The 16,170-nt window shown below is 64.1% G+C and carries 15 protein-coding genes; 7 read left to right on the top strand and 8 right to left on the bottom strand.

The window, feature by feature from the left end; translation table 11 throughout:
- Positions 1–338: 338 nt before the first annotated feature.
- Positions 339–785 (top strand): PaaI family thioesterase, encoded by a 447-nt coding sequence (locus AC1DTQ_RS05175; protein ID WP_477848465.1) that lies wholly within the window; start codon positions 339–341, stop codon positions 783–785.
- 5 nt (positions 786–790) lie between these two features.
- Here the strand turns inward: AC1DTQ_RS05175 and AC1DTQ_RS05180 are convergent, their stop codons facing one another.
- The gene (locus AC1DTQ_RS05180) at positions 791–1,351 is read right to left on the bottom strand and encodes a DUF4166 domain-containing protein (RefSeq protein WP_477848466.1); all 561 of its coding nucleotides are present in this window, start codon (positions 1,349–1,351) and stop codon (positions 791–793) included.
- 18 nt (positions 1,352–1,369) lie between these two features.
- A complete protein-coding gene (gene tyrS / locus AC1DTQ_RS05185; protein ID WP_477848467.1) occupies positions 1,370–2,578 on the bottom strand; it encodes a tyrosine--tRNA ligase in 1,209 nt (402 codons plus the stop codon).
- Between the two features lie 184 nt (positions 2,579–2,762).
- On the opposite strand from tyrS, the gene AC1DTQ_RS05190 reads away from it, so the two are divergent.
- Together AC1DTQ_RS05190 and AC1DTQ_RS05195 are read left to right on the top strand one after the other, a co-directional pair.
- Positions 2,763–4,205: a peptidoglycan DD-metalloendopeptidase family protein gene (locus AC1DTQ_RS05190; protein ID WP_477848468.1), complete on the top strand. Its 1,443-nt coding sequence runs from the start codon at positions 2,763–2,765 to the stop codon at positions 4,203–4,205.
- 92 nt (positions 4,206–4,297) lie between these two features.
- Positions 4,298–5,410 carry an anhydro-N-acetylmuramic acid kinase gene (locus AC1DTQ_RS05195; protein WP_477848469.1) on the top strand — a complete coding sequence of 371 codons (1,113 nt, stop codon included), beginning with the start codon at positions 4,298–4,300 and terminating at the stop codon, positions 5,408–5,410.
- A gap of 129 nt (positions 5,411–5,539) precedes the next feature.
- Here the strand turns inward: AC1DTQ_RS05195 and AC1DTQ_RS05200 are convergent, their stop codons facing one another.
- Genes AC1DTQ_RS05200 through AC1DTQ_RS05210 form a run of 3 tightly spaced genes read right to left on the bottom strand, consistent with a single transcriptional unit; the run spans position 5,540 to position 7,946 of the window.
- Positions 5,540–5,767: a hypothetical protein gene (locus tag AC1DTQ_RS05200; RefSeq protein ID WP_477848470.1), complete on the bottom strand. Its 228-nt coding sequence runs from the start codon at positions 5,765–5,767 to the stop codon at positions 5,540–5,542.
- A complete protein-coding gene (locus AC1DTQ_RS05205) occupies positions 5,764–7,161 on the bottom strand; it encodes an AmpG family muropeptide MFS transporter (protein WP_477848471.1) in 1,398 nt (465 codons plus the stop codon). The genes AC1DTQ_RS05200 and AC1DTQ_RS05205 overlap by 4 nt, the downstream gene beginning before the upstream one ends.
- Positions 7,158–7,946, bottom strand: a complete 789-nt coding sequence (locus AC1DTQ_RS05210; protein WP_477848472.1) for an exodeoxyribonuclease III — start codon at positions 7,944–7,946, stop codon at positions 7,158–7,160. The genes AC1DTQ_RS05205 and AC1DTQ_RS05210 overlap by 4 nt, the downstream gene beginning before the upstream one ends.
- A gap of 134 nt (positions 7,947–8,080) precedes the next feature.
- Between AC1DTQ_RS05210 and pyrE the strand changes: the two genes are divergently transcribed.
- Together pyrE and AC1DTQ_RS05220 are read left to right on the top strand one after the other, a co-directional pair.
- Positions 8,081–8,755 (top strand): orotate phosphoribosyltransferase, encoded by a 675-nt coding sequence (pyrE, locus tag AC1DTQ_RS05215; RefSeq protein WP_477848473.1) that lies wholly within the window; start codon positions 8,081–8,083, stop codon positions 8,753–8,755.
- A gap of 18 nt (positions 8,756–8,773) precedes the next feature.
- Complete coding sequence (locus AC1DTQ_RS05220; RefSeq protein WP_477848474.1) at positions 8,774–9,460, top strand: hypothetical protein; 687 nt, start codon at positions 8,774–8,776, stop codon at positions 9,458–9,460.
- Between the two features lie 134 nt (positions 9,461–9,594).
- Here AC1DTQ_RS05220 and AC1DTQ_RS05225 read toward each other — a convergent pair whose 3' ends face one another.
- Genes AC1DTQ_RS05225 through coaBC form a run of 3 tightly spaced genes read right to left on the bottom strand, consistent with a single transcriptional unit; the run spans position 9,595 to position 13,622 of the window.
- A complete protein-coding gene (locus AC1DTQ_RS05225; RefSeq protein WP_477848475.1) occupies positions 9,595–11,919 on the bottom strand; it encodes a phosphomannomutase/phosphoglucomutase in 2,325 nt (774 codons plus the stop codon).
- Between the two features lie 15 nt (positions 11,920–11,934).
- Positions 11,935–12,420 carry a dUTP diphosphatase gene (gene dut / locus AC1DTQ_RS05230; RefSeq protein WP_477848476.1) on the bottom strand — a complete coding sequence of 162 codons (486 nt, stop codon included), beginning with the start codon at positions 12,418–12,420 and terminating at the stop codon, positions 11,935–11,937.
- Positions 12,417–13,622 (bottom strand): bifunctional phosphopantothenoylcysteine decarboxylase/phosphopantothenate--cysteine ligase CoaBC, encoded by a 1,206-nt coding sequence (gene coaBC, locus AC1DTQ_RS05235; RefSeq protein ID WP_477848477.1) that lies wholly within the window; start codon positions 13,620–13,622, stop codon positions 12,417–12,419. Before coaBC ends, dut begins: the two co-directional genes overlap by 4 nt.
- A 96-nt stretch (positions 13,623–13,718) precedes the next feature.
- On the opposite strand from coaBC, the gene radC reads away from it, so the two are divergent.
- A complete protein-coding gene (radC, locus tag AC1DTQ_RS05240; RefSeq protein ID WP_477848478.1) occupies positions 13,719–14,393 on the top strand; it encodes a RadC family protein in 675 nt (224 codons plus the stop codon).
- A gap of 75 nt (positions 14,394–14,468) precedes the next feature.
- Positions 14,469–16,157, top strand: coding sequence for an arginine--tRNA ligase (gene argS, locus AC1DTQ_RS05245; RefSeq protein ID WP_477848479.1), 1,689 nt, complete (start codon positions 14,469–14,471; stop codon positions 16,155–16,157).
- Positions 16,158–16,170 lie beyond the last annotated feature (13 nt).

Here is a 16,170-nt window from a genome sequence, read left to right on the forward strand (position 1 = left end):
TCTGGAAGCGTCAATATCTTATTTCAAGATTTTTTCGCTTCCCTCGTTTCGATCTTCGCCGCAAGGCGCCGATCCATCCGAGTGAGCCGCCCATTATAGGGGGGCTTCCGAGAACGTCAACACCTCGTTTCCAAGATTTTGTCGCTTCGCCCTTGTCGCTGCTTACCGGCCGAAACCGCGCCGCTGCAAGGGGGGCGAATTATGGGCGGCGAGAATCCTTTTGGGAAGGGGTTAATTGAAATAATTTTCTGGGCCGAACGGCTACCCAGACAGGGCAAGGGTTTCTGCCGATCCGGTGGGTCACAATCGGGAAATTCCCACTACAAGAACGAACCCTTATGGCTTTGCTAACCGGCAAGACAATCAGCGAGCGCCTGCAATCCATGGTTCCGGAAGGCATGGACCTGCAAATTCCTCCTCCCTGCCTGATCGACATGCAGGGCGAACCGCTGGAATACGAAGAAAACGCCTCGCTTACCGTTCGTTTCCCGGTACTGCCGCGCTATGCGAATCCTCTGGGGCATATGCAGGGCGGCTACATCGTGGCGGCGCTGGACAATACCTTGGGGCCGTTCTCCTACCTGATTGCGCCGCCCAGCGTGACCAGCTCGCTGAATACCCAGTATTTGCGCCCGGTAACGCGCGAAACCAGTTTCATCGTTTGCGTAGCGCGGTTGACCGAGCGCACACGCGGAACGTTGTACTTGACCGGCGAGGCGCGCAACCCGGAAGGCAAGGTCGTGGCGTTGTGCCAGGCGGTTTGCCAGATTCTGTCTGCGAGCTGAGACGGCTACTCGGTGGCACGCGCAGGCTGACTTTCCAACAGGCCGCCGTAGGACAACACCTCGCCCAGCAGCGGCATGGTGAAAGTCACCTGGAATCGATATCGTCCGTCTTCGATGCATTTATAAGCGCTGGATTGCGGGAACAGCGCCAGCGGCAGCCTGACTCCAAAGAGCCAGGCCTTGCGACAGCGCCAATACCAGCCGCCATCGATCACTTCGACCGCCAGGCCCAGCCGCACCGGACCGGTCTGCTCCAACCACATGCCATCCGGCCAGGCGCCAACAGGGCGGAAGGTGGAATCCATGCGCTGGCGATTGTCGAAGCGACGGCTCCACAGCAGGCGGTCGGGCCGGTGGCCGATTTCGACCCGCAGCGCGTGTTGGCCCGCTTGCAGCGGAATCCCAAGCTTGCGCGCGATGGCCTGGCCGAACGGACGTGCCAGCCCCCGCCCCAGCGCTATCTCTATCGGACCGGCCAAAGTGCCGCCGCGTAGATGTAGCGCCTGCAACAAAGGATGCAGCCGTTCGAATTCCGCGCCGAACCATCGGCTGACCACGCTATCCATAAACGCGAGGCGGTTTCCTCAACTCGCCAGCAGGCGTACGCGCGCGAAGTTGCGCTTGCCTACCTGCAGTACGCCCTCGAATCCCGGCGTGAAATGGGTCTGCGGATCTTCCACCACGGCGCCATCCACCCGCACCGCACGCTCCTTGAGCTTGCGCGTGGCTTCGCCGTTGCTGGGAGTGATGCCGGCGGCCGTCAGCAGCGCGGCGATGCGCAGGCCTTCGGCGGGGACATTCACTTCCTGCAGCGGCAATAGCGAAGTGTCGCCTTCGCCGCGGACCACGGCGTGCCAGCCGGCGATGGCTTGTTCGGCCTGTGCGGCATCGTGGAAGCGGGCGGTCAGTTCACGGGCGAGGCGCAACTTGATATCGCGCGGATTGAGCGCGCCGGACGCCACTTCGGCCTGCAAGGCTTTGGCTTCGGCGACGCCGATGTCGAAGCTGAGCAGCTCGATCCAACGCCACATCAGTTCGTCGCCGATCTTCATGGTCTTGGTGACGATGTCGATGGCCGGCTCGCTGATGCCGATGTAGTTGCCCAGCGACTTGGACATCTTGTTGACGCCGTCCAGGCCTTCCAGCAGCGGCATGGTCAGCACGATCTGCGGCGGCTGCCCGTAGTGTTCCTGCAGGCCGCGGCCCATCAGCAGATTGAACTTCTGGTCGGTGCCGCCCAGTTCCACGTCCGCTTTCAGGGCCACCGAGTCGTAGCCCTGGACCAGCGGATACAGGAATTCATGGATGGCGATGGATTGTTGGGCGGCGTAGCGCTTGGCGAAATCGTCGCGCTCCAGCATGCGCGCCACGGTGTGCTGGCCGGCCAGCTTGATCAGGTCGGCGGCCGACATCTGCCCGAACCATTCGGAATTGAAGCGCAGCTCGGTCTTTTCCCGATCCAGCACCTTGAACACCTGATCGGCGTAGGTGCGGGCGTTGGCTTCCACGTCCTCGCGGGTCAACGGCTTGCGGGTGACGTTCTTGCCGCTGGGGTCGCCAATCATGCCGGTGAAGTCGCCGATCAAGAAAATCACCTGGTGCCCCAGATCCTGGAATTGGCGCATCTTGTTCAGCAGCACGGTATGGCCGATGTGCAGATCCGGGGCGGTGGGGTCGAACCCGGCCTTGATGCGCAGAGGCCGGCCTAGCTTGAGCCTGGCTTCCAGTTCCTCGCGCTTGAGGATTTCGTCGGCGCCGCGGCCGATCAGTTCTAGTGCTGCTGCGTGTGGCAAGGTCGTATCCAATTAATGAATAGGCGCAGCGGAGCTGCTAACAAAGATGAATCTAAAGTTAAACCAAAGTTAAGCGTGACGCCAGTCAAAAAAGTCAATCCACTCAAGGGTTTGACGCCGACTATTCGCGTGATTATGGTACCCGGATTGGACTCGCCGTCTTGGGTCCGGGGAAGTCATATAGATGCACACTCACGGTGACGGCCCCGGCCGCAAGCAGCGTTTCAAGCAACGTCTGGAAGTTCTTCGCGATTCGGCCCTGCATGATCAAGTGAGGGAGCACCTTTCGGCAAGGCGATGGACGCGGCGGCAGTGGATCCACGCCAGCCTGTTCACTGCCATCGGCGTGATGGTAGCGACCATCGTGCCGGGTTTCTCCACCGTCGTGCAGACTCCGGCGGCCGCGCCGCACGCGGTGCTGGCGCTGGACCTGCCCGAGCTCTCCAAGGAGCGGCAAGCAGGGACCGTCGGCGACAGCTGGCAGATCGTCAAGGTCAGGCCGGGACAGACCTTGGGTTCGCTGTTCAAGGATCTGGGTATTCCCCGCGAGACCATGCAGCGCATCCTCAAAAACGCCGATGCGAAGGCCACGCTGACCAAACTCAAGCCCGGCACGGAACTGGCATTCGACCTGCCCGTCAGCGGCAGCCTGCGCACGTTGCGCTACGACCGCGACTCCGACCACCGCGTCGAGCTGTCGCTGGCCGGCGACACCCTCATCGAAAAAGTGGTCGCGCGCGAGAGCACCACCCGCACCGTCGTACTCAGCGGCAAGGTCGGACGTTCGCTCAACCGTTCGGCGCGCAAGGCCGGGCTGACCTCGGCCAACATCAATTCGCTGACCGACGAGATCTTCAAGTACGACATCGACTTCGATTCGGACCTGGACGCCGACGACCGCTTCAGCGTGGTGGTCGACCAGACCTGGCGCGAAGGCGAACTCATCAGCACCAGCCCGGTGCTGGCCGCCACGTTCACCGTCGATGGCAAGCTGCATTCGGGCTTCCGCTTTTCGCGCCCGAACAGCAAACCCGAATACTTCACCGCGCAGGGCCGGCCGCTGAAGAAGACCTTCATCCGCATGCCGATTCCGTACGCACGCCTCAGCTCCAAGTTCGGCGCGCGCAAGCACCCGGTGCTGGGCACCATGCGCATGCACAAGGGCGTGGATTACGCCGCCTCGACCGGCACACCGATCATGGCCGCCGGCGATTCACGGGTGGAATTCATCGGCTGGCAGCGCGGTTACGGCAACGTGGTGATCCTCAACCACGGCCGCGGCTACACCACGCTTTATGGACATATGTCGCGTACCGCCAAGCTGCGCAGGGGCCAATCGGTCGCGCAAGGCACGGTGATTGGTTACGTGGGATCCACCGGCCTGGCCACCGGCCCGCACCTGCATTACGAATTCCGCGTCAACGGCGCGCACCGCAATCCGCTGTCGATCACCATGCCGCCGCCGGAACCTTTGGCTGGCGCGCAGCTGGCTGCGTACCGTACCTACACCGCCAATGCTTTGGCGCGTATCCGCACGGTCGAGAACATCATTTACGCCGACGTGGATGCCGCACCAGCGCCGGCAACGACCGCACTGGCCACCGCGCTCGCTTCCAAGAAGCGCTGATCCTCGCCCGTACTTGCCGTCCGCTCTTGTAGGAGCGGACGCGTGCGGCGATGCTTGCGGCACGAAATCCATCGTGCCTTCCCGGTCACCGCATGCCTGACGACTCCGCCCAGCTCTACCTGGGCCTTATTTCCGGCACCAGCGCCGACGGCATCGATGCCGCGCTGGTGCGTTTCGAGCCGCATTGCGAACTCGTGTTCGGCCGCACCTATCCCTGGGACGAAACGCTGCGCACGCGCCTGATCGCGCTGGGCCAAGGTGGCGAAGCGACTTCGCTGGACGAACTGGGCGAACTGGATACCACCCTGGCCCGCGCTTTTGCCGATGCCGCGACGCAGGCGATCGTCGATTCAAGAACGGACCGAAGCCAGGTGCGCGCGATCGGTTCGCATGGGCAGACGGTGCGCCATCGGCCCGAATCGGCGGCGGCTTTCACTTGGCAGATGGGCGACGGCAACGTAATCGCCGAACGCAGTGGACTCACCACAGTGGCCGACTTCCGCCGCCGCGATGTGGCCGCCGGCGGCCACGGCGCGCCATTGATGCCCGCCTTCCATGCGGCGATGCTGCGTTCGAGCCAGGAAAACCGCGCGGTGTTGAATCTGGGCGGCATCGGCAACTTCACCCTACTGCCGAGCTCGGGCGAGGTGCGAGGTTTCGATACCGGTCCGGCCAACGCATTGATGGATGCCTGGTGCGAGCGCCATACCGGCCAGGCCTACGATGCGAGCGGCGCATTCGCCGCCAGCGGCACAGTGGACGCTGAATTGCTGGCGCGGTTGCTGGGCGATCCATGGTTCGCGCTGCTGCCGCCGAAGAGCACGGGACGGGAACAGTTCCATCTTCGTTGGCTGGAATCTCGGTTGGGTACTGTCAAGCTCTCGTCTGCGGATGTGCAGGCAACCTTGCTCGAGCTCAGCGCGATCACCGTAGCCAACGCATTACGCGCCACCCAACCGGGCACGGCGCGCGTGCTGGGTTGCGGTGGCGGCGTGCATAACGCGGCATTGATGGCACGGATCGCGGCGCATCTGCCTGGCGTAGAGGTGGAATCCACCGCAGCGTACGGGCTGGACCCGGACTACGTGGAGGCCATGGGCTTCGCCTGGCTGGCGCGGGAAACCCTGGCCGGACGGCCAGGCAATTTGCCTAGCGTGACGGGCGCAAAGGGGCCAAGAGTGCTGGGTACGATCTATCCAGCTTGAAATATTGAACAGATAACGCCGCGTGGGAGCGCCGCCCCGGCGCGAGCTCTTATACCGCTCGTCTACAAAGCTCGCGCCGGGACGGCGCTCCCACGCTCTGTTGGGTATCGGGTTTTGAGCGACAAATCATCAGAACCCGTGTCCGCGCGGCACGTCCTTCAACGCGGTGATGGCCGCAGACAATACGTCCACTTCGCGGTCGTTGAAACCGCTGCGGACTTCGGCCTCGGTGACGAACAGACCCTGCTCGAGCAGGTGGAACAGGGTGTCGTGCATGTTCCAGCCACGCGCCTCGGCCACGCGACGGATGCGGTCAGCAAGGACTGGATCGATGTCCTTCATCACGATGTCGGTCATGTCGCCCCCCGCGGCCCCGTTCCGCCGTCCGTAGGTCCATATTTACGCGTGGCCAGGCGAATGCACAACAGAAATGCGGGAATGCCGATCAACGCCGTGCCGATGAAGAACAGGGAATAGGCCTCCAGCAGGGTTCGCCCGGTTTCGAGGTGCTCCACCGCCACTCCCGAAAACCCCTTGAATACCTTGCCGAGCAAGGCATAGAACGAGCTCAGCAACGCGTACTGCGTCGCGGTGTAGCCAACGCTGGTCAGGCTGGACATATAGCCCACCAAAGCCACGCCAGCGAATCCGTTGCAGAAGTTGTCGATGACCATCGCAGCGGTGAACACGCCGGCATCGGCACCGTGCAAGGCAAGGTAAGCGAAAGCCAGATTGGAACCCGGGCCGAGCACCGCGCCAGCCAGCAGCGTGGGAACAAAGCCGAAGCGCACCGCGCATAGTCCCGCCGCCGCGATGCCGACGATGGTTGCGATCAATCCCACCGAGCCGCGCACCGCACCAACGGTTTCCTTGGCGATGCCCAGATCGGCGTAGAACGGATTGGCCATCGGCCCCATCACGAAGTCGGGCAAGCGGTACAAGCTGATCGTCAGCAGGATCAATAGCGCCCAACTGCCGTGCTGACGGAAGAACGCCAGGAACGGTCCGATTAACGCATCGAACAAGCCCTGTGGCGTGAGTAGCGCCGGATGCGGCGCTGCCGACGCCAACGCTGTCGCCACCGGCTCGCGCGCCAACAAAGTGGCCACGACGCCCACGCCCAGCAACAGCGCCATGACCTGGTACGAGAGCGCCCAGCCGATGCTCGCGGCGAAGATCAGGATCAGCGAATCAGTCACCAGCAACGCGCCGCGATAGCCGAGCGTCGAGGTCGAAGTGAGCAGGCCTTGCTGTTCGTTGCTGTCGGCGCTTTCGATGCGCCAAGCGTCGATCACGATGTCCTGCGTGGAGGAAGCGAACGCCACCACCAGCGCCAAGACACCGAACACCACTAGCTGATCGAGCGCAAAGCCGGCCAGTACGAGTTGTCCTTCGATCGGCTGCACTAGCGCCATGCCGATCAAGCCAGCGGCGGCGATCAACTGCGACAGCAGCATCCAGCCGCGGCGCCGTCCCAGCCAGCGGCCGAATAGCGGCGCGTCGAGCTTGTCGATGAGCGGCGCCCACAGGAACTTGAGCGAATAGGCCAGGCCGACCCACGACAGAAAGCCGATGGTGGACAGCTCTATGCCGTTTTCTCGCATCCAGAAACCCAGCGTGTTGCCCACCAGGTAGATCGGGATGCCCGAACTGAAGCCCAGCAGCAGCATCACCAGCACCTTGGGCTGGCGCAGGTTGGTCAGGACCTGTCGCCAGCCTGGGTGCTTGGGCTTGGCTGGGGCTTGGCTCACAACGCGTAGTCCACAGTGAACGGCGCATGGTCCGAGAATCGCGACGCGGTGTAGATCGAACAGGCCTTCAGCTTGTCCCGCAACGACGGCGTGACGATCTGGTAGTCGATCCGCCAACCCACGTTGTTGGCGCGCGCGGCGCCGCGGTTGCTCCACCAGGTGTAATCCTGACCTTCGGCATGCAGCGTGCGATAGGCATCGACCCAGCCGCGGCCGTTGCCGGCGTCGCTTTCCACGCACAGGCCGTTGAGCCAGTCGCGCTCGGCCGGCAGGCAGCCGGAATTCTTCTGGTTCGACGTCCAGTTCTTGATATCCAGGCGCGAACGCACGATGTTCCAATCGCCGCACAGCACGTAGTCGCGGCCGCTGCTGCGCCATTCCTCGAGAATCGGCGCCAGCCAGTCCATCACCTGGAACTTGAAGCCCTGGCGCAGCTCGCCCGAAGAACCGGACGGAATGTAAAAAGAAACGACGCTCAGATTGCCGAAACGCGCCTCCAAATAGCGGCCTTCCTCGTCGAACTCCGCCCAGCCCAGCGCGGTGCGGACTTCGTCCGGCTCGCGTTTGCTGTAGATCGCCACGCCGCTGTAGCCCTTCTTGGTGCTGGCGTCGCGGAACCAGGCCTTGTAGCCGGCGGGCAGGAATTCGGGACCGCCCAGCTGGTGCTCCTGCGCTTTGGTTTCCTGCACGCACAGCACATCGGCGTCCTGGGCCGCGAACCAATCGAAGAAACCCTTGGTGGCCGCCGAACGCAGGCCATTGGCGTTGAAGCTTATGATTCTCATGGAATGTTTCTCGACGGTTGCAGCTGATCAAAGCTCGATTGTGCCCGAACTGCGCCGCACGGTGGCCGGCCCTGGTGGCGATGGGCTAGGCTTGCAGGCATTCCACCGCAGAACACGCACCTCAGAGCACGCCCATGAGCGATCATCGAAGCCGCTTCCTGCAGCTGGCCCTGCATTCCCAAGCCCTGCGCTTCGGCGAATTCACCCTGAAGTCCGGGCGCCTGAGTCCCTATTTCTTCAATGCCGGCCGTTTCGACAGCGGCGCCAAGCTGGCCGATCTGGCCGCCTGTTACGCCGATGCGGTGGAAGCGGCTGGCGTGCACTTCGACTTGCTGTTCGGTCCCGCTTACAAGGGCATCCCGTTGGCGACGGCGCTGGCCTGCGAATTCGCGCGCCGCGGCCGCGATCTGCCGGTGGCCTATAACCGCAAGGAGGCCAAGGCGCATGGCGAAGGCGGCATGCTGATCGGCGCGCCGCTGGAAGACCGGAATGTACTGATCGTCGATGACGTAATCACCGCAGGCACCGCGATTCGCGAAGCCTTGGGCCTGATCCAGGCGGGCGGCGGCCGTGCCGCCGGCATCGTAGTGGCGCTGGATCGGCAAGAGGTGCTGGGCGAGGGTGCCGAAACGGCGGCGGCGCGGCGTTCGGCTGCGCAATCGGTGGCTGCGGAGACGGGGGTGCCCGTGATTGCGGTCGCAAACCTGCACGACTTGCTTGCTTTCGCCGGCGAAAGCGCTGAACTTGTCTCCCACCGCGACCGCCTGCTTGCCTACCGCGCCAGCTACGGCAGCAGTCCGTCCGACTAAGGCAAGGGGCCTGCGACGATGCCGAAGAAACACCAGTTATTGTTGATAGCCCTGTGCGCGGCGCTAACGCCTTTGGCCATGGCGCAGAAGGCGCCGGATACTGCCAAGAAACTCTATTGCTGGAATGAGAACGGCCAGCGCGTCTGCAGCGACGCGCTGCCGGCCGAGGCAGTCAACCGCGCGCGCGAAGAAATCAGCGCGCGCAGCGGGCTGCGTACCGGCGGAGTGGACCGCGCACTGACCGAGGAAGAGCGCGCGCTCGCAGCCTCGGACGAACAACAGCGCCAGGTCGACCAGGCCGCCGCCGACACCCGCCGCCGCACCGAGCAAGCCCTGCTGTCGTCCTATCAAACCGAAGAAGAACTGCGCCGCGTGTTCAACGAACGCACCGGCATCGTCGATAACAGCATCCGCACTGCACGCTACAACGTGGCCAGTCTGCGCGAGGGGCTGGTCAGCCTATTGCGGACCGCAGGCGATCAGGAACTTGCGGGAAAACCGGTGGTGCCGAAGATCGCCGACAGCATTGCCAGCCGTCATCGTGAACTGCAGCGCCAACGTCTGCTACAGGCCAGCTTCGAGCGGCAACGCGTGGAACTGGACGCGGAAATCGCCGACATCCTGCGTCGTTATCGGGAACTGAAAGGGATCGACGCCGTGGCTGCGGACCCAGCGGCAGCGGTTGCGACCGTTCCCGCAAAATAGGCGCGGGCTTGCGCTAAACCCGGGAACTGCCGCAAGTACGTGGGAGCGGCGTCCCGCCGCGAGCTTCTAGCTTTTGTCAGCGTAGTCGAGCAACGTCAAAAGCTCGCGGCGGGACGCCGCTCCCACCAATTCAATTAGAAGGTTGCGGTGATTTCCGGCGCCACTTTCAACAGGTGAGCGCGGAACTCGTCTTTGATGCGGGCTAATGCTTCTTTGTTGTCGGCTTCGAAGCGCAGCACCAGGATCGGAGTGGTGTTGGACGCACGCACCAGCCCCCAGCCGTCTTCCCAGTCGGCGCGCAGGCCATCGATGGTGGTCAGGCGAGCGCCTTCGAACTGCGCGCTGGCCACGAACTTCGCCACGATCTCGTGCGGACTGCCGGCCACCGGTACCTTGATCTCCGGCGTGGACAGCGCATTGGGCAAAGCATTGAGCACCTCGCTGGGCGTCTCGGCACGCGCGGCGAGGACTTCCAGCAGGCGCGCGGCCGAGTAAAGGCCGTCGTCGAACCCGTACCAGCGCTCCTGGAAAAAGAAGTGTCCGCTCATCTCGCCGGCTAGTTGGGCACCGGTTTCGCGCATCTTGGCCTTGATCAGCGAATGGCCGGTCTGCCACATCAGCGGCGTGCCGCCATGGCTCAGGACCCAGCCCTGCAGCTTGCCGGTGCACTTAACGTCATAAATGATCAACGCGCCCGGGTTGCGCTCCAGCACATCGGCGGCGAACAGCATCAGCAGGCGGTCGGGGAAGATGATCTCGCCTTCCTTGGTCACCACGCCCAGACGGTCGCCGTCGCCGTCGAAGGCCAGGCCGATGTCGGCGTCGAAACGCTTCACCGTCTGGATCAGGTCTTCCAGATTGTGCGGTTCGCTGGGGTCGGGATGGTGGTTGGGGAAGTTGCCGTCCACGTCGCAATACAGCGGGATGACCTCGGCGCCGATGGCCTCGAGCAGTTTGGGGGCGATATCGCCCGCCACGCCGTTGCCGGCATCGACCACCACCTTGAGAGGGCGATCCATCTGCACATCGTCGGCGATACGCTGGATGTAATCGGCCGCCACGTCGCGCTGTTGCAAGGTGCCGTGCGCCTCGGCCCGGTGCAGGCGCTTCTCATTAATGCGCGCGTATAGGTCGGTAATGGCATTGCCGGACAAGGTTTGTCCGCCGACCACGATCTTGAAGCCGTTGTAGTCCGGCGGATTGTGGCTACCGGTGACGGCGACGCTGCTGCCGGTGCGCAGGTGATAGGCGGCGAAATAAGCCACCGGCGTCGGCGCCATGCCGATATCGATCACGTTGCGCCCCGCCTTGCGCAGGCCTTCGATCAGACCATCGGAAAGCTCGGGCCCGGACAGGCGTCCGTCGCGGCCCACCACGATGTCGGTCAGGCCCTGCTCCTCCAGCACCGTGCCGATGGCCTGGCCGATGCGTTCGGCCACTTCCACGCTTAACGTCTCGCCGACCACACCACGAATGTCGTAGGCGCGGAAAATACTGGGGTCAACTTCAATATGCTTGTCGCTAGAGGTCACTGCGTCTGCATCCTTTTCGGTGGTCTCGCGGGCCTGCGCGCGCGGCAGCGGCTCGCGTTGCAGGGCCTGGACCAGAGTGGGTTCGTTGTCGTCTGCGGCGCTGGCGCGCTTGGCGCGCGGATCCAAATTCAATCGGCCACGTGCGACCAGCAAGATCAATACTGCCAGCACTCCGCTTAATGCGGCCGTCACTAAGCTGGCTGTCGCGCCCAGGCCCATCGGACCTTCGCTGCCGTCCGGGGCGGCAGCGACCACGCGCATGCCGGTCTTGCCTATCGGTCGGGCCAGGCTCTCGGCTCCGTCCGCTAGGCTGTTGTTGCCGCTTTCGCGAACTGTGTAGGCGCCCTGCCTGATCGCGAGGTAGGCCTGCGCAGGCACTGCGGCTTGATCGAAGCTGCCGGTCAGCAGAGCCAGGGGAACGTACAAATAGGCGACTCCGTCACCGGCAGGCGCGGCCAAGCCGAGCTGGCTTTGCTTGCCCTCCCGAACCACGCGTGCCACCGGTGCGTTTTCGCTGAGCGCAGCTTCCAGCAAGGCCAGCTTGCTGAAGCCGAAATCCGCCGGCGCCCCGTAAGCCGCATCCAGGCCGGCGGGCAGGACCTGTACTGAGTTGGCGTCCTTCCAGCCCTCTCCGATCGCCTGGGCTGCAGCCGCGCTATCGCCGGCCCGCAATGCGGTCTGCACTGGCGCGGCAGAGATCCTATCGGCCAACTGTTTGAGCTGTCCGGCAAGGGCTTGCTGAGTGGCCGACAGCACCGAGTCGCGTGCCTGCTGCAGACCTTCGTCGCGCCGTGCGTCGCGCCATTGCTGCACGCCGCCCCATCCCAACCAGAGCGCGAGCAACGCGAACAGCGCCGCCAGCATCGGCAGCGCACGCCGCAGGTCCGAAGTCGGCGACTGCGACTTGCGTGGTTTGTTTTCAGCCATGGTGTATTGCCTTTTTCAGCGGACGCCTGTGTGGCCGAAGCCCCCTTCGCCACGCGCGCTATCCGCAAAAGTATCCACTACCTGCAAGCTTACGCGCGTGATGGGCAACACAACTAGCTGAGCGATTCGGTCGCCCGGTTGGACGGTGAAGCTTTCCTGGCTGCGATTCCACACGCTGATCAGCAAGGGACCTTGGTAATCGGCGTCGATCAGTCCGGTCCCGTTGCCCAGAACGATGCCATGCCGGTGCCCCAGTCCCGAACGCGGCAGCACGACCGCACACAGGTGCGGATCGGCCAAGTGGATCGAGATGCCACTGGGAATCAAGGCGGTGTCGCCAGAGGCCAGGGTAAGCGGCGCCTCCAACGCTGCGCGCAGGTCCATGCCAGCGCTGGCTTCGGTAGCGTAGGCCGGCAATGGCCACTCATCGCCGAAACGTGGATCCAGCAGCTTTACTTCAATGGCCTGGAGAGAAGCGGACTTCGCGGAAGTTGAGGTCATGCGTTCAGGCGCTCCACGATCAGCTCGATCAAGTCGTCGGCCAACCTGGTTTTGGCGCCCGGGTCGAAGACGCGCTCGCCGTCCTGCCAATAGGCAGTCATCGCGTTCTGGTCGCTCTCAAAGCCGCCGTCGACCACACCGACGCGATTGGCCACGATCAGATCCAGGCGCTTGGCCACCAGCTTGCCGCGCGCGTAGCCGGCGACGTTCTCGGTCTCAGCAGCGAAACCGACCACCAGCTTCAGACCCTGGGTCTGCGCGGCGACCTCGGACAGGATGTCGGGCGTGCGCACCAGATCCAACGCCAGCGATTCGTTCGACTTTTTGATCTTGTTGGCGGCCGGTGCGCGCGGGGTGTAATCGGCCACGGCGGCCGCGCCTATATAAATATCGGCGGGAAACGCGGCGAACACCGCTTCATGCATCTGCGCGGCAGAACGCACGTCCACCCGCGTCACCCCTGCCGGGGTCGGCAGATGCACGGGGCCGGCGACCAGCACCACCTCAGCGCCGCGCCTCCTTGCGCTGTCGGCCACCGCGAAACCCATCTTGCCGCTGCTTCGGTTGCCCAGGTAACGCACCGGATCCAGGTCTTCATAAGTAGGGCCAGCGCTCACCACTACTTTCAGCCCTTTCAATGCCTGATCGACGGTCGCGGCGGACAGCAGCGCCGCCACGATGGCGTCGGGTTCGCTGAGGCGCCCGGGGCCGGACTCGCCTTCGGCCAGCGGACCGTCTTCCGGCCCGATGACCTGCACTCCTCGCCCGCGCAGGGTCGCGATATTGGCTTGCGTGGCCGGATGGCCCCACATGCGGTGGTTCATGGCCGGCGCCACGGTGATCGGCGCGGTCGTGGCCAAGCACAGGGTGGTGACCAGATCGTCGGCGAAGCCGTGCGCAAGCTTGGCCAACAGGTCGGCGGTGGCCGGAGCGATCAGGATCCGGTCGGCCCAGCGCGCCAGTTCGATATGGCCCATCGAGGCCTCTGCCGCGCTGTCCCATAGCGTGGTGCGGGTCGGGTTGCCGGACAGTGCCTGGAAGCTCAGCGGCGTCACGAAATGCTGGGCGCCGGCGGTCATCGCCACCTGCACCTGCGCCCCAGCCTCGCGTAGTCGGCGCACCAGTTCCAGCGCCTTGTAGGCGGCAATGCCTCCGCCGACACACAACAACACGTGCTGACCAATCAATTTGTCGTCCGCCACGTCGGGGAAGTCCTATCGCCGTACAGGCAGTTAGCTTACCCGATGCACCCCACCTGCCTTATGCCCCGCAGGCATGAAGCAAGGCAAGCTAGTCCTATGCACATACGCGACTGGCCCACTGAAGAGCGACCCCGTGAAAAGCTCCTGGCCCGTGGCGCCGGCGCGCTGTCGGATGCGGAACTGCTGGCGATCTTCCTGGGTTCCGGTTTGCGCGGGCGCGACGCGGTGCAGACCTCCCGCGAATTACTCGCCGCCCATGGCCCGCTGCGCGCGCTGCTGGAAAACAACCCAATCCAGATGGCGAAACTGCCTGGCCTGGGTCCGGCCCGTGCCTGCAAGCTGACGGCGGCGCTGGAACTGAGCCATCGCCACCTCGCCGCTGCGTTGGAACGGGGTGAAGTGCTGAGCGACCCCCACTCCGCCGGCCGCTATTTCGCCCAGCGCCTGCGCGGACGCGGAAATGAGGTTTTCGCCGCCCTGTTCCTGGACACGCGGCATCGCGCACTGGCATTCGAGGAACTGTTCCAGGGCACGGTCGACGGCACCGAGGTCCATCCGCGCGAAATCGTGCGCCGGGCCCTTGCCCACAACGCCGCCGCGGTGATCGTCGGCCACAACCATCCTTCGGGAGATGCCGAACCGTCCGCAGCCGATCGCGCGGTCACCGCACGCTTGAAGCAGGCGCTGTCCTTGATGGAGGTAAGGCTACTGGATCACTTCGTGGTGGGTGACGGGGTGCCTGTGTCGCTGGCCTCACGCGGCTGGGTGTGACGCCTGAACGAGCTGGCCAGACCTTGACCTGCGCGGTCGGTTAAAATCGCCGACCCGCATCGTCAGCAGAACCCCGTGAAATCCCAACTCCGCGCCCTGATCGCCCAAGGCATCGACGCCCTGCGCAGCGCCGGCACCTTGCCGGCCGACACCGCTACCCCGGATTTCGTGGTCGAACGCCCCAAAACGCGCGAACACGGCGATTTCGCCAGCAACGCGGCGATGCTGCTAGCCAAGCCTGCGCGCAGCAATCCACGCGCATTGGCGCAGGCCCTGGTCGCGGCACTGCCGGCCAGCGACGACATCGCCAAGGTTGAAATCGCCGGCCCGGGTTTCATCAATTTTCACATGAGTCCGGCCGCTTACCAGCGCGAAGTCGTCGCAGCCCTGCAGCAGGGCGATGCCTACGGCCTCAACACCTCCGGCGAAGGAAAGATGGTCGGCGTGGAATACGTTTCCGCCAATCCCACCGGCCCGCTGCACGTCGGCCACGGCCGTGCCGCAGCGATCGGTGACTGCATTGCACGCCTGTTGCAGGCCAACGGTTGGGAAACGCGTCGCGAGTTCTATTACAACGATGCCGGCGTGCAGATCGAGAACCTCGCGCGCTCGGTGCAGGCGCGCGCGAAAGGGCTGAAACCCGACGAAGCGGGTTGGCCGGAAGCCGGCTATCGCGGCGACTACATCCAGGACGTCGCCGATGCGTACTTGCGGGGCGAGACCGTGGAATCCGACGGCCACGTCATCACCGGCGCCGAGGACGCCGACGACCTCGACGCGATTCGCCGCTTCGCCGTAGCCGCCTTGCGCCGCGAACAGAACGGCGATCTGGCCGCCTTCGATGTGTCCTTCGATACCTACTTCCTGGAGAGTTCGCTGTACGACGACGGCAAGGTCGCCGAAACCGTGCAGCGCCTCGGCGCCACCGGCCACACCTACGAGGAAGGCGGTGCACTGTGGCTCAGGACCACGGATTTCGGCGACGACAAGGACCGCGTCATGCGCAAGTCCGACGGCACCTTCACCTACTTCCTACCAGACATCGCCTACCACCTGTCCAAGTGGCAGCGTGGCTACGGGCGCGCCATTACCGAGCTGGGCGCCGACCACCACGGTTCGCTGGCGCGCGTGCGCGCCGGGCTGCAGGCGCTGGACGTCGGTATTCCACAAGGCTGGCCCGAATACGTGCTGCACCAGATGGTCACGGTGATGCGCGGTGGCGAGGAAGTGAAGCTTTCCAAGCGCGCCGGCAGCTATTTCACTCTGCGCGATCTGATCGAGGAAGCCGGGCGCGATGCCACGCGCTGGTTCCTGATCGCGCGTAAACCGGATTCGCAGCTCACCTTCGATATCGACCTGGCCCGCCAGCAGAGCAACGATAATCCGGTGTTCTATGTGCAGTACGCGCACGCTCGCGTGTGCAGCCTGCTGCGCCAGGGGGTGGAAAAGGGCTACGCCTACGACCAAACCAACGGACTGGGCCACCTCGCGTTGCTGGACGACGAGAACTCACAATTGCTGATGGTCGAGCTGTCGCGTTTTCCGGAAGTGGTGGAGAACGCGGGACAGTTATTGGAACCCCACCTCATCGCGCAATACCTGCGCGAACTGGCCTATGCTTTCCACACTTGGTACCACGCCACCCCGGTGCTGGTAGAAGACCCCGCCACGCGCGACGCGAGGTTGGCGCTAGCGAGCGCGGCGCGGCAGGTGTTGGCGAACGGATTGGAATTGTTGGGCGTCAGCGCCCCCGAAAAGATGTAATTGGAGAGTAGTT

This window comes from Pseudoxanthomonas sp. P4_B2, assembly GCF_056402315.1.